Annotated in this window: 15 protein-coding genes; 10 read left to right on the top strand and 5 right to left on the bottom strand. The window is 48.5% G+C overall.

All coding sequences use genetic code 11. The features are described from left to right. The 7 genes from L9P87_RS17660 to L9P87_RS17630 form a co-directional block, all read left to right on the top strand. The coding region (locus L9P87_RS17660; RefSeq protein WP_290368540.1) for a VCBS domain-containing protein at positions 1-8,468 on the top strand (8,468 nt) is incomplete at its 5' end. An 87-nt stretch (positions 8,469-8,555) separates the two neighbouring features. After that, on the top strand, positions 8,556-10,709 hold the full coding sequence (locus L9P87_RS17655; RefSeq protein ID WP_237446087.1) for a type I secretion system permease/ATPase: 2,154 nt from the start codon (positions 8,556-8,558) through the stop codon (positions 10,707-10,709). A gap of 76 nt (positions 10,710-10,785) precedes the next feature. Then, positions 10,786-12,057: an HlyD family type I secretion periplasmic adaptor subunit gene (locus tag L9P87_RS17650; protein ID WP_237446086.1), complete on the top strand. Its 1,272-nt coding sequence runs from the start codon at positions 10,786-10,788 to the stop codon at positions 12,055-12,057. Positions 12,058-12,074: 17 nt separating this feature from the next. After that, a complete protein-coding gene (locus L9P87_RS17645) occupies positions 12,075-13,415 on the top strand; it encodes a TolC family outer membrane protein (protein WP_237446085.1) in 1,341 nt (446 codons plus the stop codon). Next, complete coding sequence (locus L9P87_RS17640) at positions 13,408-14,148, top strand: OmpA family protein (protein ID WP_237446084.1); 741 nt, start codon at positions 13,408-13,410, stop codon at positions 14,146-14,148. Before L9P87_RS17645 ends, L9P87_RS17640 begins: the two co-directional genes overlap by 8 nt. Further along, entirely contained in the window at positions 14,145-15,086 is a 942-nt protein-coding gene (locus L9P87_RS17635; protein ID WP_237446083.1) for an ABC transporter substrate-binding protein, read from the top strand. The genes L9P87_RS17640 and L9P87_RS17635 overlap by 4 nt, the downstream gene beginning before the upstream one ends. 113 nt (positions 15,087-15,199) lie before the next feature. Then, positions 15,200-15,979 (top strand): TSUP family transporter, encoded by a 780-nt coding sequence (locus L9P87_RS17630; RefSeq protein WP_237446082.1) that lies wholly within the window; start codon positions 15,200-15,202, stop codon positions 15,977-15,979. Positions 15,980-15,997: 18 nt separating this feature from the next. On the opposite strand, the gene L9P87_RS17625 is transcribed toward L9P87_RS17630, so the two are convergent. Further along, positions 15,998-16,324, bottom strand: coding sequence for a hypothetical protein (locus tag L9P87_RS17625; RefSeq protein WP_237446081.1), 327 nt, complete (start codon positions 16,322-16,324; stop codon positions 15,998-16,000). Between the two features lie 360 nt (positions 16,325-16,684). Here L9P87_RS17625 and L9P87_RS17620 point away from each other — a divergent pair, with 360 nt between their 5' ends. Further along, on the top strand, positions 16,685-17,698 hold the full coding sequence (locus L9P87_RS17620) for a hypothetical protein (RefSeq protein ID WP_237446080.1): 1,014 nt from the start codon (positions 16,685-16,687) through the stop codon (positions 17,696-17,698). A 160-nt stretch (positions 17,699-17,858) separates the two neighbouring features. Here the strand turns inward: L9P87_RS17620 and L9P87_RS17615 are convergent, their stop codons facing one another. Then, positions 17,859-20,036, bottom strand: a complete 2,178-nt coding sequence (locus tag L9P87_RS17615; RefSeq protein WP_237446079.1) for an NERD domain-containing protein kinase family protein — start codon at positions 20,034-20,036, stop codon at positions 17,859-17,861. Positions 20,037-20,179: 143 nt separating this feature from the next. Between L9P87_RS17615 and L9P87_RS17610 the strand changes: the two genes are divergently transcribed. Next, positions 20,180-20,554: a limonene-1,2-epoxide hydrolase family protein gene (locus L9P87_RS17610; RefSeq protein WP_237446078.1), complete on the top strand. Its 375-nt coding sequence runs from the start codon at positions 20,180-20,182 to the stop codon at positions 20,552-20,554. A gap of 37 nt (positions 20,555-20,591) precedes the next feature. Here the strand turns inward: L9P87_RS17610 and L9P87_RS17605 are convergent, their stop codons facing one another. The 3 genes from L9P87_RS17605 to L9P87_RS17595 all read right to left on the bottom strand — a co-directional run bounded on the left by L9P87_RS17605 (position 20,592) and on the right by L9P87_RS17595 (position 23,056). Continuing rightward, the gene (locus L9P87_RS17605; RefSeq protein WP_237446077.1) at positions 20,592-21,821 is read right to left on the bottom strand and encodes a lytic murein transglycosylase; all 1,230 of its coding nucleotides are present in this window, start codon (positions 21,819-21,821) and stop codon (positions 20,592-20,594) included. Positions 21,822-21,953: 132 nt separating this feature from the next. Next, a complete protein-coding gene (locus tag L9P87_RS17600) occupies positions 21,954-22,220 on the bottom strand; it encodes a GNAT family N-acetyltransferase (RefSeq protein ID WP_237446076.1) in 267 nt (88 codons plus the stop codon). Continuing rightward, the gene (locus tag L9P87_RS17595; RefSeq protein WP_237446075.1) at positions 22,217-23,056 is read right to left on the bottom strand and encodes a hypothetical protein; all 840 of its coding nucleotides are present in this window, start codon (positions 23,054-23,056) and stop codon (positions 22,217-22,219) included. Before L9P87_RS17595 ends, L9P87_RS17600 begins: the two co-directional genes overlap by 4 nt. A gap of 178 nt (positions 23,057-23,234) precedes the next feature. On the opposite strand from L9P87_RS17595, the gene L9P87_RS17590 reads away from it, so the two are divergent. After that, positions 23,235-23,654, top strand: coding sequence for a nuclear transport factor 2 family protein (locus L9P87_RS17590; RefSeq protein WP_237446074.1), 420 nt, complete (start codon positions 23,235-23,237; stop codon positions 23,652-23,654). Positions 23,655-23,812: the final 158 nt, after the last annotated feature.

Below are 23,812 nucleotides of genomic sequence, written 5' to 3'. Positions count from 1 at the left end.
GCGAAGATGACCACCGCTGGAGTGTGGCCGCCACACCGAGCAATCTCGGTAGCCTCGCCATCGATGCGATCAGTGGCGCTTGGACCTATGAGATCGACAACACGCTCACCGAGGTGCAGCAATTAGGCACTAACGAAACCTTAAGCGAATTCTTTACCGTCACGATCAATGACGGCCAGGGCGGCATTGTCGATCAGGTTATCGAAATCACCATCACTGGCACTAACGACGCACCCATGATCAGTGGCGGCCCTGCCTCTGTCATACTCACTGAATCAGATATCGCTCTAAGTTCTAATGGCGTTTTTAGCGTTACCGATGTCGACATAACAAATGTCGTCAGCAGCAGCGTCCGCTCGTTAACTATAGGCGGCAGTTCTAACCGCTTAGACATCGATGCGCCCAGCGATGCTGAACTCAAAGCAATGCTATCGACTAGTCTCAACCTCGATGGTTCGACAGACACAGCAAATCTGAGTTGGAACTTTAACTCCGCGTCAGAAACCTTCGATTACCTCGCCAAAGGAGAAACACTCGAATTAACCTACGTCGTTGCAGCCACGGATAGCGATGGCTCACCGCTTTCCGACACTGAAACCGTTACCGTCACCATTACCGGCAGCAACGATAACCCCACGCTGACTATTGACGACACAGGTGCGGTCACTGAAGACGATAGTCAATCAGTGCTTAGTGACAGCGGCACGCTCTCCTTCACCGACGTTGATAGCAACGATGTTGGTCATTCCATCAGCCATAGTTTCAACACCGATACAGTCTGGAGCGGCGGCACACTGACCCCTGCTCAGATCACCGCATTAACAGCGACGAATTTCACCACAGATGGCTCAGGCTGGGATTATGAAGTCAATAACTCACTCGTCGACTTCCTCGCCAAAGATGAAACAATTACCTTCAGTTATGACGTAACTGTGTCAGACCTCAACGGCGGCAGCGATACCAAAACCGTTGAAATCACTATTACCGGCACCAACGACATTCCTGTGATCACACCCGGTGGCGATGTCGACGGTGACATTTATTATCAGGATGAAAGAATCCCCGGCCAAGGTGGCACCACAGGCAACAACGCCTCAAAAGCCTCGATCAGTGGCGACCTCGACGCCACAGATGTTGATACCACCGATCCGCAAAACTGGTCTATTACAGATCCAGCCGGCACTTACGGCACACTATCCATTAACAACAATGGCACCTGGACATACGACTTTAATGACGACAGGCGAACCAAAAACAAGCTGAAAAAGCTTAAAGAAGGACAGGAAAAAACTGAAACCTTTGAAGTAGTTGTCGCCGACGGCAAGGGCGGGTTCGATACCGTGGCCGTGGTCATCACTATCACCGGTACCAACGATGTCCCCAGTATTCAGGGTAAAAGCCTTAAAGAGAACATCAATGAAGGCGATATTGAGGTTTCAGATAAGTTAAGAATCTTCGACGCTGACCAGCCCAACAGCATCCCCCATGACATCGAGATTAAAGACGGTGTACAAATTGGCGGTGGCAACGAGTATCAGGTGACTGGCACCTATGGCTCAATCGTCCTCGATACCGTCACTGGCGAATGGACCTATACACTCGATAACACACCCGGCGGCGCCACTGACCAGTTGCGCAGAAATCAAAAGGTAAGGGAAAACTTTGAGGTCACGGTGACCGATGAAAAAGGCGGCACGGTAACCAAGAACATCCAGGTCACTGTTAAGGGCACGAATGACGCCCCCGTACTCGAGGGTGTTGAAGCCGCTATCGATGGCGCCGTGATAGAAGATGTGGGCAATGAGCGAACCACCGGCACCTTTGGTTCCTCCGATATCGATAACAGGGCAAAACTGACACACTCTGTTGACGGCGAGACTTTAAGCAAAAACGGTAAAACCACCATCGAGGGCGAATACGGTTTCCTTACCCTCTCGGTCAAAAACGGCACCTGGGTATACAAACTGTATCAACCCGGCGAGCCTGGGTACGACAAAGTACAAGCCATCGGTGATGGCGTGATCAAAACAGAGGAGTTCGATATTGTCGTCAAGGATCAGTTCAACGCCTCGGACAGCGACAAGATTACCATTACCGTTGAAGGTACCAACGACGCCCCTATTATCACTGGCAAAAACACACAAAGCGTTGTCGAAGACAACCCTGGCAACACAAAATCAGGCACGTTAAAGCACGGAGATATTGACGAAGGCGACACACTTAATTGGTCTGTTAGCAAAGCCAATGGCAGTGACGTAAACCCTAACGACGGAGCTTATGGCTCATTAACTATTAATGAACTCGCCAACGGTAACGGCCGCTGGACCTATACTCTGGATAATACCAAGGCCAGCACTCAAAGCTTGGCAAAAGACCAGGTTGTAACTGAAGTCTTCGAGGTCACTGTTGATGACGGTAAGGGGGGAACTGACACGATTGAGGTTGAGGTGACCATCACCGGCACCAACGACGCCCCTGATATCACCGCCGCCAGCGACGTTATTGGCGGCGTTACTGAGGATAATTTTGCCGGTAATCCAAGCATAATTGACAGCGGCCAATTATATCATGGCGATGTCGACCAAGGCGCTACACAGACATGGCAGGTGATCAACCCTACCGGCAGTTTCGGCAGCCTGTCTGTCGATGAATTTGGCGAGTGGACGTTTACCCTCGACAACGATTCGGTACAACATTTGGGTATTCACACCGATGTACTGGGTAATATCACCAGGGACTCTGTCACGGACAGTTTCAGGGTCAAGGTAACCGATGAGCACGGTGCCAGCTCTGAAGTGACCGTCGATATTGTGATCGAAGGCAGCAACGATACGCCGACAATTGCCGGTAAACTCTCCGGCTCAGTCATTGAGAACTATGACGACGCCATCGATACCAGCACTGCCACAGGCCAAGTTAAAGCCATTGATGTTGATAATAACGATAGCCACAGCTGGGCGTTTAATAACGGCACACCCAATGCGGCAGGCTCTTTCGGCGCGATAGCCATTGATGCAGCCACCGGCCAGTGGGTTTACACCTTGGACAGCGACTTAGCCGCCACCGAGCAGTTAATCGCCGGTGAAAAAGCCCAGGAGACGTTTACCGTCGTGGTGGATGACGGCAATGGTGGCACCAATACCGAAACAATTATTATCGATATTGTTGGTAGCAACTCCTCACCAACAGCAACAGTCAGCGCCGAAAGCATTACCGAAAACGATCCGACTACACTGCAAGGCCAACTAGATTCTGGCGACCCAGATCATACTGACAATCACTATTGGACGCTTGGCAGTACTAACGATACAAGTCAATACGGCAAGCTAACCTTGAATATCGATGGTAGCTGGGAATACCAACTGTTCGATAACAATGCCGTCAACGCCATCAAACTCAATGACACGCGCACAGACAGTTTCACTGTCACAGTGACCGATGAGAAAGGCTTGAGTGTTGAGCAAACTGTCGAAATCTCCATTGTCGGCACCAATGATGCCCCTGTTATTACCGGCAATAATACTCGTACCATGGCGGAAGACAGCTCTATTGATCCCGATGACGCCAGTAAGATGAAAACCGGCGGTACCGTCAATAGTACTGATATTGATCAAGACGCCGCGCTGACATGGAGCTCCGATGTCGACGCAGTCAACGGCAGCGGCTCAAATCTCGGTGTCTTTACCTTTAACACCACCACCGGTGAATGGGATTATCGCGTCGACCTCGACAAGGTTCAGTACCTGGCTCCCGGTCAGACCCTAACAGAATCCTTTATCGTCACCTCGACCGATGAGCACGGCTTAGCCACCTCTAAAACCATTACCGTTAACGTCACCGGCACCAACGATACGCCAACAGTTATTGGCGGCACCCCCGCCGACGGCGACGGCTGGGATGTCATCGAAGACGCTGCCGACAATACCGTTGGCGGCATACTCAGCACCGACGGCAACGATGCTGACGACTCCCCCAGTTTCACCGCCGCCACGTATAATGGCAGCTATGGCAGTTTCACCATTAGCGCAGATGGCACCTGGCTCTATACCCTCGACAACACACGCGCAAGCACCAATCAACTGGCCGAGGGTAGCACTCAAAAAGAGAGCTTTACTGTTGTCGCCATCGATGAACACGGTAAATCAGTCACCCACACCATTGATATCGACGTAATTGGCAGCAACGATGCACCGACTATCTTCGGCACCTCTCAAGCTGCTGTTGCTGAGTTTTTACTGCTGGAAACACAAGGCCGCGTCATTGCCAGAGATATCGATGACGGTGACACCATCGAGAGCTGGTCTGTGGCTGTAGGCAATGAGCCCGCTGCATTAACTGTCGATGTGGCTGATAGCGACAGTGAAATACAAGGCATCTACGGCAAGCTGATTCTCCAGGGGGATGGCAGCTGGGTTTATCAGTTAGATAATGATGATCAAGATGTTAAAGATCTAACCCCGGGGCAGATTGCCGAAGAAGTATTCTATGTCACGGCTAACGATGGCAGCGACGATTCTGCACCACACAAAATCACCATCGAGGTGACTGGCAGCCAAGACCGCAGCAGTGGCTCCGGTGGCGTCAATCCGACACCAGAAGACCCAAGTCACGATTTAATCACCGATACGGTTAAAGAAGATACAACGATTACCGGCAATACCTTCGACTTTAGCGGTGCCGGCGATATCAACCCCAACACAATTAGTAGTGTGGTAGCCCTGGCCGATATTGGCGGTGCCTTTGGTAATATAACAGTCACTGAAAGTGGCGGCGTTTGGAGCTGGCAGTATGTGCTAGATAACGACAGCATCTTGGTACAGAGCCTCGACGAGGGTGAATCGATCACCGAGACATATTACGTGCGTGTGACCGATGCCAATGGCACCCATGATATTCCTGTTGAAATCACAATTAACGGTACCTCAGACGACCCCATTATCGATGCCGATTGGACGACTGGCAATGTCACCGAAGACACTGTATTAAGCACTTCCAGCCAGATATCTTTTGACGACGTCGACCCTGTAGATGTTAAAGCAGATGGTTGGGCGATTACCGATGGTGCCTTCGGCACCGCCAGCATTGACTCGGATGGCCGCTGGATCTACACCCTCAATAATAACAATGATACCGTGCAGGCCCTTAACCCCGGGGAAAGCATGACTGATGTGGTAACCGTGACTATCACCGATGTTAATAATCAGGTCTACACCCAAGACCTGACCATTACGATACACGGCACACACGACGCACTAGAGCTAACGGTTCCTCTTAACGACGTTAATACGGCGGTGCAAGAGGATCTTGTAGTCACCGAGAACGTCACCGTCGACATCCCCTCGGAGGCACCTAACTCGCGCTGGACACTCGATGACGGTAACGGTTCCTATGGTCAGCTAGGCTATAACAGTGACACCGATAGCTGGGACTACACCCTGAACAACAGCGCCGTGCAATCCTTGGCAGAGGGAGAACAACGCACAGACACCTTTACTGTTTACTTGATCGATCAGTACGGTAAAGCCGTACTGGATCTTAATGGTGACCCCGCCACGACAGATATTGTCGTTACCATCGACGGCACTAACGATTTACCTGTGCTGAAAAACAGCGTTGTTTCCGCGTCCTTTGACATCGATACCGGCACGGTATCAAACACAGTGAAAGCCACTGATGTCGATCAGGACAACCTCAGTTGGACCACCTCTGAAAGCAATGATAACAGCCCTCTGAGCGGCACCAATGGCACCTTAACTCTTGCCAGTAATGGTGAGTGGAGCTATTCCCTCAGCGCAGCCGGCATCACAAACTTAGCAGGCCTTGGTAAAAACGAATCTGCTAATGCCGACTCCTTTACTGTCTATGTCGATGATGGCAGCGGTAATTATATTGCTCAAACCATCAACATCGAGGTCACTGGTAACAACAAGGCACCGATCATTTCAGGCAATGCCAGTGAGTTCATCGGCAGCGTCACAGAAGATGACGCAGCACTGAGCACAGCCACTGGCAAACTGGATATTTCCGACCCCAATACCAACGACACGGTCAGCTTCAACGCTGTTGTTGATTCGGCAGGGACTTACGGCAAATTCAGCATCGACAGCGATGGCAACTGGGATTACGTCATCGATAACAGCAGCCATGTTAACGCGTTAAAGGCTGGCGAAACTCGCACTGAGACTTTTGTCGTCCGAGGCCAGGATCAACACGGCAGCCTGGTGAGCGAAACGGTTACGATTACCATTGTGGGGGCAAACGATACCTCGGTTATTGGCGGTACGACAACGGGGAATATTAAGGAACTTGCGCCCGGTAGCATCACCGGTGCTCTGGTTGTCAGTGATGACGACAGCGGAGACACCGCTGCCTGGTCAATTTTGACAAGCGCAGACCCCAGCGACAATGGTGCCAATTATGGCATTCCCAGCATTGACCCCGTCACTGGCGTTTGGAGCTACCAAGTCGATCCATCCGACCCTACAGCCAACAGTTTAGCCAAGGGCGAAACACTGCAGGATACGTTTACCGTCCTTGTTACCGACGGCAGCGGAGACGTGACCAGCCAACTGATTACTGTCACCATCGTGGGTGAAAATAATGCGCCAGCAATTTCCGGTGTACTGACTGAAGATGTCGGCGAAGATACCACCTCTATTAGCGGTCAGCTCGATAGCGGTGACACTGACCTCAGTGAGATCAATGACGATAGCTGGCAGATTATTGATACACCGGCAAACGCCGAGTGGGGTAGCATCTCGATAGACGACACCGGTAAGTGGACCTTTGTCGTCAATACCTCCAAGGCGCAAGAATTAGCTGATGGCATGTCACAGCAACTTGATTATCAAGTTTCAGTGACCGACCCCCATGGCGAAGTCAGTACTAAAACTGTCTCTGTAACCATCGTCGGTAGTAACGACTTACCGGTTATTACCGGTACCGACAGTGACACGGTGAACGAGGACACCGACTTGAGCGGTGGTAACCTACTCGCCAGTGGTAAGTTGAACATTACCGATGCCGACCTAGGACAGGCCTTGTTCAGCGCCACCGTCGTCAATAATGGTCTTTATGGCAACTTAACCATCGACAGCTCTGGGCAGTGGAACTATTCTGCCGCCAACAACCAAGCTGCTATTCAAGCATTATCTGAGGGCGAGCCGCTCACCGATACGATAACCATCAGTGCCGCTGATGGCACTCTCCACGATATTGTCATCACCATAATCGGCACCAATGATATTCCTGTTATCGGTGGCGATGACACCGGCTTAATCACCGAAAGTAACAACCCTGCCGTTAGTGAGTTAGTCGCTTCTGGCAAGCTTGATATAGCCGATGACGACACCCTGAACGGTATCAGCGAAGCTCGCTTTAGTCCGATGAATTTAACCAATAGCCTCGGCGTCTTTGTCTTATTAGCCGACGGTAATTGGAGCTTTACTGCTGACAACAACAATCCGCTAATCCAACAAATGGGCGAGAACGACAGCACCGATTTACGCTTTACCGCGGTCAGTGCCGATGGCAGCAACAGCCAAGAGATTGTGGTCACCGTCAGTGGCGTTAACGATGCCGCGACCATCACTGCCACCACCAACCCAACCCCTGTTGTTCAGGAAGACTCCGGTTTAGATGCCGGCTTCCTGGTCACCTCTGGCACGGTTACCGTGATTGATGAGGACAGCGGTGAATCCGTTATGTTAGTGCGCGAATACCAGGGCAACTTCGGCAAACTCACCATGCAAGAAGATGGTCAGTGGCAATATCGAGCCGATAACAGCCAGACAGCTATCGATGAGCTCAATGAGCAAAGCACACCACTGCAAGACAGTTTCACGGTACTCAGCGCCGATGACAGCGAGTTAGTCATTAATATTATTATCGAGGGTACTAACGACCAACCCAAGGTAGACGCCATCACTCCGCTGCAACTCACTATAGACAATGCTGCCGACACCAACGGTGTCGATGGCGCGGTTATAGCCAGCGACGCAGAGAATGATTCACTTACCTATTTGGTTGATGGCGCCACCAGTTCTGCCGGCAGCTACGGTACGCTAACCATGGAAGAAGATGGCCAATGGAGCTACCTGATCACAGATAATTCACTGGCTGAGAACGCATTATTTAAAGAGCAATTTGAAGTCAGCGTCTCTGATGGCAAGCTCAGCAGTATCATCACCCTCGATATTCAACTTATCGGCGGTGTTGAGTTACCTGAACCCTTAGCTGTGCAGTTAAATAGTGCCGCCCCCGAAGGGCGTTCTCTGTCTCAGCCTCAATTCAACAGTAGCGGCTCCGAAGATGAGGAGGCTGTCGAGCAGTTATTGAGCCAATTTGAAACCACCAGCACTGAAGGCGACACTGAAGCGGTCACACCAACTGTTGAAGCTGGCAGTCACAGCGATGGTGGGTTTGTCGATTTGACGATAACGTTGCCTCAGGATGAATTTAATCAATAAAAAGTCTCCGATATGTGCAAAATAGATTATTATAAAATCTATAAGCTAATAATATTTATATACTTTTAAAGGATAGCTTTCATAACAATGAGCGGCAATGTGGAAAAACAGGATAATCAGTGGCAGATACCTCGGCTCGCTTCCGAGGATACCCTGCTGGATGGCATCCTCACACTCGCCCAGTTGTATGGTCTTTCTGCATCGCCACAGCGTATCAATGAGGGCTTGCCTCTGATCGATGGCAGGCTCACTCTTGAGCTGGTGCCACGAGCTGCCAAGCGCGCTGGCCTAGGTATGCGTCTGATGAAAAGAGAGGCGAATAAGATTGATACCCGCACCCTGCCCTGCCTGCTATTAATGCGCGACGGCACCAGTGCGGTATTAACCCAAATGTCAGAGCAGGTCTGCCTTCTGATCGACCCAGTCAATAACGGCACCATCGAATTGACATTGGACGAACTAACAGACACCTACAGTGGCTATTTCTTCGCCACCCGGACGCTCTATCACTACCGAAAACACGCCGATGATGTCAGTAAAGAAAAGCATCTGCACTGGTTCTGGGGAACAATTAGCAGCAGTTGGAGAATTTATCGAGACGTCATCCTTGCCACCGTTCTGATTAATCTATTTGTGCTAGCAAGCCCATTGTTTGTGATGAATGTTTATGACCGTGTGGTGCCCAACAATGCTATCGACACGCTATGGACTTTTGCCATTGGCGCGCTCATTATTTTTAGTTTTGATTTTATTTTAAAACTGCTGCGAACATACTCCATCGATATTGCCGGGAAAAAAGCCGACATATTATTATCCGCCAAGATTTTTCAGCAGGTTCAATCGATCAAACTCAGCCATGGCCCCCAATCCACCGGTTCTTTTGCTAAAAACCTCGCGGATTTTGAAAGCGTGCGTGACTTTGTCACCTCTGCCACTATTACCACGCTGATCGATCTGCCCTTTGCTGTCATATTCCTCATCATTATTGGTATTTTATCCGGCCCCGTTGTATTGGTGCCTATTGCCGGCATTATCATCATCGCGATTTACTCAGTGCTAATCAGTATTCCGCTGAAGACATCGATTCAGAAAACCTATGGTGCCTCGGCAGAAAAAAATGGCTTGTTAATTGAAACACTGTCTAATTTAGAAAATATAAAATTACAGCAACTCGCCAGTCACCATCAACACCGCTGGGAACAGGCCAGCGGCGACATCGCCAATTGGAGCATGCGCTCACGTTTTCTTGGCCAGTCGTCGGCCAGCGTTGTCAGTTATATTGCCCAACTCTCTACCGTCAGTATTGTGATTGTCGGTGTCTACCTAATCAGCAATGGCGATCTGTCTATGGGCGGGTTGATTGCGGCAGTTATGCTCTCCGGTAGAGCGATCTCACCCATGGGTCAAATTGCCAGCCTGATCACACGCTTCCACCAGGCTAAGGCGTCCTACAAAGGCCTTAGCGACATCATGGCAATGCCGACAGAAACCAGTGAGGACAGTAATTACCTAACCAACCCCAGTCTCACCGGACACTATCGTTTCGACGAGGTTTACTTTAATTTCCCTAATCAGGTTCAGCCATTTCTCCATGCTATTAATCTCGAATTTAAGGCCGGCAGCAAAACCGCAATCATCGGCCAGATAGGTTCTGGGAAATCGACGCTGATGCGCTTACTAACAGGTCTCTACTCACCATCATCGGGGCAGGTCAGCATAGACGGAACGGACATCGGTCAAATTTCGCCGGCTGATTTGCGTAACAGCCTCGGTTGTATTACCCAGCAGAATGAATTATTCAGCGGCACGATTCGCGATAATATCGTTGCCGGTTACCGGCATGTCGATGACGATGAGGTATTGCGTGTCGCACAACTATCCGGTGTCAGCCGTTTCACCGCCGAAGGAAAAGCTGGCCTAGAACGCCCTGTCGGCGAGAGAGGCAGCCTGTTGTCTGGCGGTCAGCGCCAGTGTGTTGCCTTTGCCCGAGCACTGCTAAACAACCCAAAAGTGCTGATACTCGACGAGCCCACCGCTGGGCTCGATAATCAAAGTACCCAAAACTTTATTAGCAATTTAGAGAATGTTATTGAAGATAAAACCGTCATTCTTCTCACGCATAATATGAGTCTGCTAAAAACAGTGGATAACATTATTGTGATGAACCAGGGCCGGGTTGCCTTGAGCGGCAAAAAAGCCGACGTACTAAGCCAGCTGCAAGCCGGCATGGTCGAGGTGTAATATGCTAAAAACCATCGACCAACTTAAAAGATCAGACACAAATCAACGCCCCGCCTTCGACCAGGACTTACCTTACATGTCGGAGTCAAGCGCTGCGGTTCTGATTAAAACACCCCGTGGTGGCCGCTTAATTCTCTACACCATTGCGCTAATGTTTCTTGTTCTTATCATTTGGGGGGCGCTAACCGAGGTTGATGAAATCACCCGAGCTGAAGGAAAAATAGTACCCTCTTCACGAGTTCAAATTATTCAAAATCTCGAGGGCGGCATTCTCAACGAGCTGTATGTTCGCGAGGGGCAGCATGTTATTAAAGGGGCCGCCTTGCTCAATCTAGAAGATTCCAAGGCTGAGGCTGCAGTCATTGAGTCCAACGTTGAGTACGATGCACTGATCGCGACCGCTGCACGTTTGGTTGCCGAGGCCGGTAATACTATCCCCGTATATCCTGTTGCCGATACGGCTGAACTCGCCGGCTATATCTCAGCTGAAAAACAGCTGTATCTTATCCATCAGCAGGAGATAAACAGTGAGCGGCAGATTATCAATCACGCGGTCGACGAGAAACAGTTTGAAATAGACTCGACAACGCAGAATATTGAAGACCTACAACAACAACTTCGGTTGATGCAGGAACAGAAAAAAATCAATCAACCATTGGTTGAAATCGGCGCTGTTCCACGCTTGGAGCTGCTCAATATCGAGCAACAAATCAGCAGCCTAACCGGAGACATTAACCGCGCCAAGAATATGATTCCGAGTTTGAGCTCTGCGCTAAAAGGCGAACAAGAGAAACTCACCAGCCTCGATGTCAAATATCAAGAAGAGGCTCAACAAGAGCTCACACAAATCCGCGCTAAAATTGCCATTGCCAAGGCGGGAAAAACGTCTAGCAGAGACCGTATTGATAGAACCTCTGTCATTGCCCCTGTCAGCGGTACCGTTAAGAAAATTCATATCACCACCCTCGGTGGTGTCGTTCAACCGGGTATGCCATTGCTGGAAATCGTCCCTGATGGCAAGGACATTATCGTCGAGGCAAACGTAAAGCCATCAGACATAGGCTTCGTCCACACAGGCTTGCCCGCAAGAGTAAAGGTTAGCGCCTATGATTTCGCCACGTATGGCGCCCTCGATGGCATTGTTGAACACGTCAGTGCTGACACGATTATCGATGAACAAGGCAGAAGCTACTATATCGTCAGATTGCGCGTTGATGACAACACCCTGAATAACAAGGATGGGACGCTACCTATTATTCCAGGCATGCAGACCACGATTGACATCACTATTGCCGATAGGAATTTACTCGCCTATGTCTTTAAACCTGTAATTAGAATGCTGAAATGATCTTTAAGGCAGAATGTATGATAAATAAACATAATCTTTCAGCGCTGATGAAGGCGATAACCACAGGGCTAGCTCTTTCAAGCCTTTCCTTCAGTGGTGCATGTTTGTCCAATACACTGGAAGAGGTTGTGTACTATTCAATAACCAGCAACCCTGAAGTGCGACGCTATTTTTTCGACTATAAAACAGCTGTCGATGAGGTCAATATTGCCAAAGGCGGCTTACTCCCCAGCGTCGACTTTATCGCCTCCGGTGGCTATGAATCAACCTATAATGACGTCCGAGATTTCGATATTGACCAGGATAGAAATAATTTAACACTGAGGTTGGTACAGCCTATATGGCACGGCGGTGAAAACTATCATGAGATTGACCGTACCACGGCAGATGCACTGGCCAGCCGCTACAATCTGGTTTCACAAGCAGAAAACATGGCGCTAAGAGTCACCGAAGCCTATCTCGATGTATTGGCAGCAAGCGAAAACGTGGTATTGGCTGAGCAGAATCTATCGCTGCATAAATTGACCTCTAAATTAGTAGGGGACAAATATGATGCAGGCGCTGGCGACCGTGCCGACTTAATACAAATTGAAGGTCGAATCAGACGAGCCGAGGCCAATCTAACCACATCCAATAATCTTTTAATGAATGCGCGCTCCAATTATTTAGCGCTGGTCGGAGACTTTCCTGTCAACCTCATCATGCCCGAGGCTGATTTAGATTACCTGCCCAATGAAAGAGTAGAGGCCATTAAATTGGCCATTGACAATAACCCGCTGATGAAACTTTCTCACTTCGATGTTGAGGCTGCTCAGGCTCAGTTATCTGCACGCAAGGCGGGCTACTACCCCGATTTTGACATTGTTGCCGAGGCCAACCACAACTATCAAAACAATGGGTTTACCGGCCGCGAGAACGACAGTCGTATTGTCTTAGAAATGCGCTGGAACCTATTCAACGGCCTGAGAGACCACAACAACGTCAGTGCTGCGAGCTCTCAACATAAAACCGCCCAGCTAATCAGTAACGCCACCCGTCGACAAGTCGTACAGCAGGTTGAACAGGGGTGGTCGAGTTATTTAACCACCGAGAAAAACAGGCGTTCATTGAAGGATTATGTTATCTCGGCAAAAGAGACCGAACAGCTTTATAACGAACAGTTCAAAGTGAATAGAAGAACGCTGATAGATCTACTTGACAGCCAAAATGAACTCTACGCCTCTCGCCAAAGTTTTTTATCGGCTAACTTAGAATATAAAAAATCAATTTATCGAATCATGGCTGCCACCGGTGTGTTGTTAGAAGCCATGAAGATTGACATAGATGCTGGCATCGAATGGAAAGAAGACAATGAATAAATTTTTCCTTAGCGTTTTATTACTGATTCTGACAGGCTGTGCCGAGCACGTATACCCGCCCGAAGACAATTCAAACAATGACACTGAACAAGGCGTCAACGCGTCGGCAAACCGATCAATCAACCCACCTTATCAGGTAGGCACTCTACTGCCAGCAGATGCGGGCTTAAAAGATGCGGACAAAGACGGTGTTATCGACGCCAGAGACAATTGCAATGCAACGATTGAAAGCTTAAAAATCAACAACGATGGCTGCGCCTTGCTTTCGAATAAGCAAAAGAAGGTAATTTTTTCTGCTCATTTTAACACCGACGACGCCGTTATCAGCAACGATGACAAAATCGCTTTGGAACAATTGGCCAATGAATTTCTCAACAGCAAATATCAGTATTTATTAGTTGTCGGGCATACCGACAGCGAGGGCAGTAAAGAGTCCAATATTTTATTATCGATTGATCGTGCAGTAGCATTAGCGTCGGTGTTAACGCAGAAATACTATATTGAGGAGGATCAGATTCTGATTTCAGGGCTAGCCGATCAGCTCCCTGTGGCCAGCAATGAAGACGAACAAGGCCGTGCTGAGAACCGACGAGCTGATACCTATCTCACCAACCAAAAGAATCTCGACCGCTTTAAGTGGGATATTTGGAGTGTCGACCAAAAAGATATCTACAGTAACAACCAGCCAAACCAAACGTTCAAAATACTTACCTTTGAAGGGGTCGATCAATGAGCCACATTAAACGACTTTTTCTTATTTTGGTCATCACCTCAGGCCTATCTATTAACGTGTATTCGAACGATGACAACTTTGTCCGTATTGGCTACCTCAACTTTGATGAGCAGTACCTCTTGGCTTTGATTAGTCGACAGCAATTAATCGATATTGGCGCGCAGGTTAAGTTAGTGCCCTTCGATAGCTATTTCGACTTGCGTAATGCTATGTTTTCCAGGGATATTGACATCTACTGGGGCTATACTGGACAAACAGCGATTAATGACATTTATGCCACCCCACCTTATGTACAAGAAGAACTTTATGACCAAGTGAAGGAATTTGACCAGGTCAGCAGTTTTATATGGCTGCAGCCTTCCACTCTGGTTAACAACTTCACCCTGGCGGTGAGAAAAACCAGCAACAGTACTAATGAGTTAGAAACCATTGAAGACTTGGCCAAACTTGCCAACCAGCAAGCTTCTGGTGTCAACATCACGCTGCACCCCATTTTTTTACAAAATCGTATTGACGCCATGGAATATCTGGCCAATTTTTATGGCAGCAATATCGACAAATTTATTATCGCCACCGAGCCCACCTTTGACGCAATATACAGCGATTTACGGGATAGTAAGATTAATATCGGCCTGGCACACACGACAGATTTTCAGCTCGACTTTTATTCACTGCGCCAGTTAGCCGATAATAAAAATGCCTTCCCCCCTTTTCAATTAGCCCCCGTTATCCAGGCCAATACGCTTACCAACAACGCTGAGTTTGAACAGGCACTGAACGATATCTCTATTCGCCTAAATACTCACTTAATGCGCTATCTATTACAGCGCTGGAAGGTGGATAAAATTGGTGCCCGCTCAACAGCCAAAGAGTTTCTCTATGCCGATGAGATTTACCCAAATTCAGGTCGTAGAAGTTTATTTGAGGCACGACAGTAGTTAACGCTAATCACCGACAAAAGATCGCCACCTGATCGACAGCATAGAAAAATTTGTATTACCGCGCGTTTACTATCAAAATGGCCTCCATTTGACGTGGCGACGCTTTTAATATGACAGATCTATCACTCATACAGTATGGTCTCATTGCCATTGTCTTTGTCTGGAGCGGTTTTGTCCGTTCTGGCCTAGGCTTTGGCGGCGCAGTGTTATCTCTACCCTTTTTATTACTGATCGATAATCGACCGCTGGTTTTCCTGCCACTTATCGCTTTCCACCTATTGTTTTTTTCGTCTGTAACGCTGATCACAGCACGAGTTAAAAACAAAAAAAACGCCACCAACGTACCCTCTGGCATTGATTGGCCCTATTTTAAGTATGCCTTCAGTATTATTATCATTCCGAAAATTATCGGTGTATTGGGCTTGGTGACGCTGCCGACGCAAATCATGAGTGGTATTATTTTTGCTATCGTCACCGCTTATGCTCTCAGTTATATCTTCAATAAACCTTTCAGCAGTAACAATAAATATATTGATGTTTTTTTCTTAATGCTGGGGGGCTATATCAGCGGCACCAGTCTGATAGGCGCACCGCTTATTATTGCGGTAATGGCCAAACATGTCAGTAAGTATCAACTCAGAGATACACTCTTTTTATTGTGGTTTGTCTTGGTCACGATTAAGATGGCGACATTTATTTATCTCGGCATAGATCTACAGCTCGTCCATCATCTCTGGCTATTACCTGCCGCCGGCATAGGACATATTATTGGCCTACGCTTCCATCAACACCTGTTGCAGGGTGAACAGGCAGTATTTTATCGAGTCCTGGGGAGTATCTTATTAATCATCAGCAGCATTGGCCTCTACCAAATATTGGTAGAGGGCTAGATGTCAGCAAATCCGGCCTTAGCCGATAGAGGAAAAAACTGACTGTAGCTTTTCCCCTATCAACGGGACTGGTGAGCGACTCTCTTGAATGGCATTGATGAAACCGATCACCTGAAAGATAAAAACAATTAAGCCTAAAATGCCGATTAATGTCGCCAAACTGGGCAGCAAAGACATCACGATAGACAGCAACAATTGAATGACTACTAAACCAAATGACTGCCGAATATGAAAGCTGCCCAGTTCGGTTTTATTATTACTGTTCATGATGAAGGCAACTACCCAGCCGATAATCGTTATATAGCTGACGATGGCGACCATCTTACCGTTATCTTTCTCACTCATGGTTTTTCCCCAATATTGCTGTCTCAGAGGGGCCGATTCTAGCCCCTCAATAGTTTTGTGCCAGTCATCCATGGTAACGACGAGCGTCTGTTTCTCTTTCTCTTCTCCGCGCGGTCATTGGCCGCTATGGGGTTAAGCAAGCTAAAAATCTTGTTGCTTTCACCTGTATACTCCTAATAGAACGAAGACACCGTTGCCGAATCACATCCTTTTTCATGGGACATTTGAACGCGATTAAAAATTCACTAAAAAAATAGCACCAGCCTTAATACGCTGTATTGCATTGAATTTTAACTATCTGTAAAACAATACTAATATAGTAGATATTGAATAATATACTTAACTTTTAGTGTGGTTTTTATGCCAAAAATTTGTCTTGAATTAGCGATACTGATCATCATAGCCAGTGTTCTCAGCGGCTGCTCACTGTTCAAAATTGACCTTGAAACAGCAGAGCCAATGTCACAACAAGAACTCAGCAAGCGTTTACTGACCAGGCAGTTTATCCCGCTCTATTTTAATACCCTGCAAGATTCCGCCAATGACATCTATTACGACACAGACGATACAATGCTGAAGGCGAATACAATTAACTGGAAGATGAACAGTGAGGCCGCAGCCATTAATGCGGTCTATCAGAGTGATCCAACTATTGCCCTGGCCGACCTGATGACATTGGTGCGACAACAACTGGCACTGGCACAGAGCAAGGCAGCAACAGAAGACTTTGGCCGATATCAACAGCAGGTCATCGATACCTCGCAGCAGCTGGTCGATGACGCCGATCAACTGAGCCTGACGCTGAATGTTGAAACTGAGCACAACAATCTTATTCAGTTTGCCAACCAGCAGGCGGCCAACTATCCGCTTGATGACTTTAACTACCAGCGCGGCTCAATCTATGGCGACTGGCTAAGTTTCAACGGCATCGACCCCAAAGTAGCCGCGGCCAATCAGGGAACGCTGCCACAGGTGGTGGGGGATATGTCCGAGAAAATGTCGATTTACAGCCAACAAATGCCCAAAACATTGATTTGGAAGGCCGAGATGTACAGTGCCGACAGCCAACTGGATGTCCGGCAAATCAATAGTTTATTGAATAATTTGAATGCCACCTCGCTACAACTGATGGCGCTGACCAAGGATGACCCTGAGCGCATGGCAAGAATCAGCAACAACATCAATACCGAGGTTGATGCCGTGCTCGCCAAATTCAGCGAGACATTGAAATCGGAGCGTCAAGCACTAGGCCATGGCTTGGCTGTCGAACGAGAAAACCTGAAACAATTAATCAGCAGTGAGCGAGTCTTACTGATGGCCGATGTCGACAAGGTGGCAGAGTCTTCTATTAACGCTGTTTTTAACTGCCGATAAAATCACTGATAAAAAGTGTCATCGTCTACATTATCTTGTTCGTCATTGTGCTGCTGTTTTTACCCTTTGGTTTTGGCTTCTATATCGGAAAAAAACTAACACAACGCTAGCAGTAACACACCAGAGCGACGGGCTCCCCCCCCCCCTCGCCCGATGTTTGTCACGCAGTCTTTGGCAACTGTTCCTGTTGCTCCCAGTCACGCCAAAAATCTGAGGTCAGGCGGATTTTCTTGCCCAACTCCTCCAGTACCCCCACCTGTTTAAGCTCATACAAGGCGATCTCTGCCGTTTCGTATTGCTCCTCGGTGGGTACTATTCCACGTTGACGAAAGGCGGCTGTTAACCGCTCGGACGGCAGATGCGGTCCGGGGGTGTTTAACATATCCAGCACCAGACCCTGGCGATACAGATCGGTTAAACACCACTGTTCAGCGAAAGCCTCAGGTAACGCTTTGATCTCTGCAGTCGCATGGGTTAAACCAAAGTAGTCGACATAATCACCGCCGAGTTCGGTACTGAAATCCAAGGCTAAAATAGCATCGATCTTGGTTGAGGCAGCCAGCGGTAAATCAAGCTGCTCAATCAGCGGCACCATCGATTTCAAGAGGCAATACAGATCCTTCTCCGACTCAGTCAGTTCATAGTCCGCCGCGGGCAGATATGGCTTAAGACTGTCGTGATTAGCAAACTCTTCGCCACCAAGGGTAAAATTAACCAAGACCGGTTGCTCATGTAGCACAATGTTGTCAGGGCAAATAGCACCGTGATATATGCCCATGGTATGAGCGTAACTTAAAGCCCCTAACAATGACTTCAAACACGTTAAAATCGCCGCTTGGTTCAGGGTGTAATCCAGCTCTGCCAAGGTACCGGCATCGATCCACACACGGGTAATAAAAAAGCTCCCCTGATCATCAAGGCGGTCAAAATCTATCACCCGCTCAAGATTGGGATGATAAATTCCCACCAAACGACGATACTGCTGTTCAAGCTGGGTATAGCTCTCTTCAGCATTTTTATAAATCGTCATTCCACAGTTAAAACGCCCCAACAAGTGTTGTGCAAACCACGCCTCAGTTGTCTCACTGGCCATCATGCGTCGAACCAATTGGTAGCGATTATCAATAACCGCCCCCGCTTCGATCAACAACTCATCGTCCAAACCCAGCAAAGACTGACCGGTAATGGCAGCGGCCAGATAAAGGCGCAACTCATCTAAGGATTCGCTCTCACCGCCAAACCATTGCCCTATTTTACGCACATCGGTTAACAGCTCTCCAAAACTGTAACGAAAGCCCGCTAAATCATCACTGAAACTGACATTGTTGAGGACACTTAGAAACTCAATCTCACCGTCTTCGGTAATGAAAATATCCGATGGCTTCCAGCACCCTACCGTACAGCCTCGCTGGTGTATTTGTTGCAACGCACTCACCGCACTGCGCACCACTTCCATACGATGCTGAGCGTCAGCAAGAATCAGCCCCTCCAGGGGTTTGCCCCTAGGCATTCGTATCGGCAACACTAATTGCTCACCATCGTCGAGTAACGGCGCACAATAAGGCACGCCGCTGGTGCCGGCCAATTGTTGCAGTGTATTAAATTCTTGTTTAAGCATGGTTTCGAATTGACTACGGTGCTCGGCATTGGAAAACTCCGATCGCACCACAATTTTTAACAGCCACGGCAGCTCAAGATTATCCTGCGGGTAATCCGCCACCCATACCTCAAAGCCCTGCTGTTTTGCCAATCGTGTTTTCTTGGCGAAGTCCTGTACTTGCTGATTGCGCTGTTTCACCAGATCAATCTGTCCAATCATCTCCAATACCGCACGGCGTTGGCTATCGGTGATCCGATGTTGGTATTGACTGTTGACCCCCTCGGCAGTGGTCAGTTTTTCGATCACGTCATCGATACTGTAAACCGCATAATCGGGGTGCTTTATAAGTTCAATATCATGACCTTCGTGGCCGGTCACAAAGACGCCACCCTGGCACCAGGGCGCATGACTGCCATGGGGCATTTTTTTCTTTAATCGTCCCGCCAACACTCGGGCAATATAGGAGGCTTTTGAAAGATAATTCTCACTGCTACGGCCGTCTAACAGCCACACATGATGACCCACTTCGAGAGTACCCACATACCCTTTAACATCAATGATATAAACACCCCACTCACCGATAATCAGGGTGTCGACCTCCATAATTTGGCCGTTGCGGGTAGGGATATCAATATTAGTGAGAACCACATAGTCTTCCGGTAACTCGGCCGCCAAATAATCAAACGCCCACTTTTCAGACTCATTTACCGGTTTGCCAAATTCAATGTGCTGGGCCACTTACCGCCTCCAGAATTACTCTTATTATTGTTGTATTAAGTAACCAAACTAACACTATGTATTCGTAAAGCCAATCAATGCTTGATCAAATGAAAACGCATAGTTAATATTGCGGTATTAAATATGCGTTTACAGGGAACGTCATGAATAACAGCCAGCGAGTAAAAAAATTTGTACAGGCGATAATGAGCAATAAGATGGAGGATATAGTGTGTTTTTTTGCCGAGGATATTCGCTACCACAACATCCCTATGCAGCCACGCCACGGCAAGCAAGAGAGCTGGGAAGAACTCTCTATCATCCACTCAATGGCGACAGACATCGATTGGCAGCTGATCAATATAGCTGAAAATGATCAGGGACAGGTGATGACTGAGCGCCTTGATCGCTACAAGGTAAACGGCCAATGGGCGGAGTTTGAGGTCATGGGTATCTTCGAATTTGAGGGCGAACTCATCAAACATTGGCGCGACTATTTCGATATCCAAAAGTCGAGCGCAACGCTGAAACTCGAATGAGGCCAAGGCAAGGTTTGATACGCCTCATCACGCCGTGTTATTGCTCAGCGTCGAGTTCTGCCAAACGACTGAATACCGCCTCAGAGGGAAAGCCATCGGCAATTAAACCCTGCTCTGCCTGAAAGCGACTGACCGCAGCACGGGTGCCCGGCCCCATGACGCCATCTACACCGTTGGTATCGAAGCCAAGGTCTGTTAAGCGCTGTTGCAAGCCCTCCACCTCGCTCACCTTCACCACCGCCTTGGCCGAGGGTCGCTGAGTTAAATCATAGCCGCCGACGATTCTGTCGGCGAGATGTCCCACTGACAGCGCGTAGAATTCGGAGCGATTCCATTTCATGATGATTTCAAAGTTATCGTACAACAAGAATGCCGGTCCCTGATGGCCAGCGGGAACCAACAGTGTGGCATTTATATGTTCAATGGCAGGCAATTTTTGACCGTTGGCCATCACCATGCCCATCGCCCCCCATTCAGCAACAGTCATGGTCTGCTGACGGCCAGCCAACTGGTAGTTAAAGCCCGAGGGTAGGATCACCTCTCGCCCCCAGCGCTCCTGTTCTTGCCAACCTAAACCGTTGAGAAAATTGGCCGACGAGGTCAGCGCATCGGGAATGCTTTTCCACAGATCCACTTTACCGTTGCCATCACCATCACGGGCATATTTTACATAGGTCGAGGGCATAAATTGAGTATTCCCCATGGCGCCGGCCCAAGAGCCTTTCATCTTATCAAGATCATAGCCATACTCATCCATCAGCTGCAGTGACAGCATTAATTCCTGGCTGAAGAATTCGCTGCGACGGGCATCACAGGCCAAGGTTGCCAGTGAGTCGATAATGGGCATTTTCCCCAGGTACCCGCCATAATTCGTTTCCAGTCCCCAGAAGGCAATAAGATACTGTCCCGGAATGCCGTATTCAGCTGTCAGCTGCTTTAGTAGTGGTTGATATTGTTGATACAGTTCTCTGCCTCGCCGAATCCTCTGCTCATTGACTCGACCATAAAGGTAGGCCGAAAAGCTCTGGGTAAATTCAGGCTGTTTTTTATCGAGGGCAATCACCCGTTTGATCTCTTGCACCTGCCCGAGGGTTTGCTCAATCAGCGGCTCACGGAAGCCCTCTGCTCGAGCTCGGTCAGATAAACGCTGAATGCACTGGCTAAACTCAGGGCTTTGTTGTGTCTGTTCGACACGAGACTGCTGACTCACGCCTACAGAGCTATACGTGGAAGCGAGTAGAAGAATAGAGGTGACAAGATAGTGCATAGTAAAACCTATAAAACAGCGACGGCCAAGACAACGGCACGCGGACAAAACACCTTAATAACTCAACCATACTGTTTTAAACGAGGGATACAAGCGCGGATTAGACAAAGTGGGAGCACGGTAATGATTTGCTTATTGGCCAGCAGATTCTGCGAGAAATTTCTCCACATACCAGCAACTGGCCGTCAACGCGTAGCCCTGCTCTGTGGCCCAGCTAACCGCTGCTGTGGCAAGCAATTCGGCATAGCCCTTCCCGCGCATTGAAAAAGGCACATAGGTACGGCAAAAATCACAGTGATTATCTCCATCGAGCGTATACTCGAGCACTGCAATATGACTGTCGACAGCGATAAAAAATCGCTGTTGTTGTGGTTGATGACGAACGTCTGCAGTGGTCACAGAGTCACCCCTAACTGCAGCAGTTTCTGTGGCAGAACAGTATCGATATCTGCCAGCTCATGTTTGTCGAGTTCGATTAACTTAAAGCGGTATTTTTGGTAGACCTCTTTCTTTTCCATTTTAGACAACATGGATTTTGCGCTGCTTTGATCACCCCAGTACTCAATATAGATATTCTTATCGGGTAAATAGAAATCGCTGATGACGTCTTCCTGCACCGCTAACGGCCGCTCAAAGGCATGCAGTAAGCCAGCCATATACAACCAATTGTCAATCACCGCATAGTCGGCACTGGGCAGTCGGTGACCATCGAGGGCACAGAGGTGATTAGTGCGGGATTTCAGCACGGCATTGGGCTCAAACTGCAACGCCGACATGGCCCGCAGCAAGTGCCTGTTATGGCGTAACTCACCGGGCCAAACGACATACAAGCCCTGTTTACCACTGCGTTGCTGCGCCCCATGTATGCGCCCCAACTCTGTCGCCTGCCAGCCATCACTACTGCGCTCTAACCAGTCGAGTTCATGTAGGATTTCATTCACCCGTTTGCCGCTGAGTCCCGATGGCGCACCCAGCTTTGTCGCTGTCAGCTGTTGCTCATCTTGATATTTTGCCAGCATCGGATGATCGACAATGGTCTTGGGCCATACCACATACTGGCCATATCTCTCGCTCTGGACATAACAGCCACCATGGAATTCTCCCTGCCCGGTTAATATCCAGCTGTCATTTTCGCGCCGCAGCCAGTCCTTCTCTGCCATCAATGCAAATAACACCTTCGAGTCAACACCGAGTAGCTTGGCAAGTTTGGATGTCGATAGATTGTCGGGGTTCATCGCTATAAGCTCTCGGTTCTCGATCGGGTTCAGTGCCTGCTATGTTATACAATCACAGGCATGGCTGCCACAGCGCTTGGCATCATATTTTTAGGTGACACCGTCACCGTTGTAACAATTTATACTACAACCCAACGTCTCATTTTTGAGCGAATAATATCAATATCTTGAGGTTTCTATGAGTAACTGTCTAAAAGCACAGGCGGCCAGCCAGCAATCGATGATGCATGTCATGGCCAAGGACAAGCAAGGTTGGCTAAGCCTGTTCAGCCCCGATGCGGTCGTGCAAGACCCTGTCGGTGTCTCACCGCTGGATCCAACTGGGCTTGGCGTACAAGGCATCGATGCCATCAGCACCTTCTGGGATAATTTCATCGCCTCCGGCGACATCACCCTCACTATCAATACTTCTATCCCTGCGGGAGACGAATGCGCCAACCTGGTCAACATTGTGAAAGTAATGGGAGATCTTCGTATAGAAAACGACATGATTGTCGTCTACGCTGCCAATGACCAAGGTCAGATTACGTCACTCAAGGCCTACTGGGAATATGCTAAGGTTGAGGCGCAAATTACCGCCCAATTATCGGCAGGATAGCAGCTCGCCTGGGGGTATGAAAATACCCCAAAACGACCAGAAATAAAATAAAGTTTCACTTTACAAAAGTTTTACAAACTGACACATTAATCGATACCAACAATGAGTATTCCTACGGAGACGGGGGTACTTTAAATATAATAAAAATGACTAAAGGA

The sequence above is a fragment of the Sinobacterium norvegicum genome (assembly GCF_923077115.1).
Lineage (GTDB): Bacteria > Pseudomonadota > Gammaproteobacteria > Pseudomonadales > Sinobacteriaceae > Sinobacterium > Sinobacterium norvegicum.
This window is presented reverse-complemented; position numbering and strand designations above follow the sequence as displayed.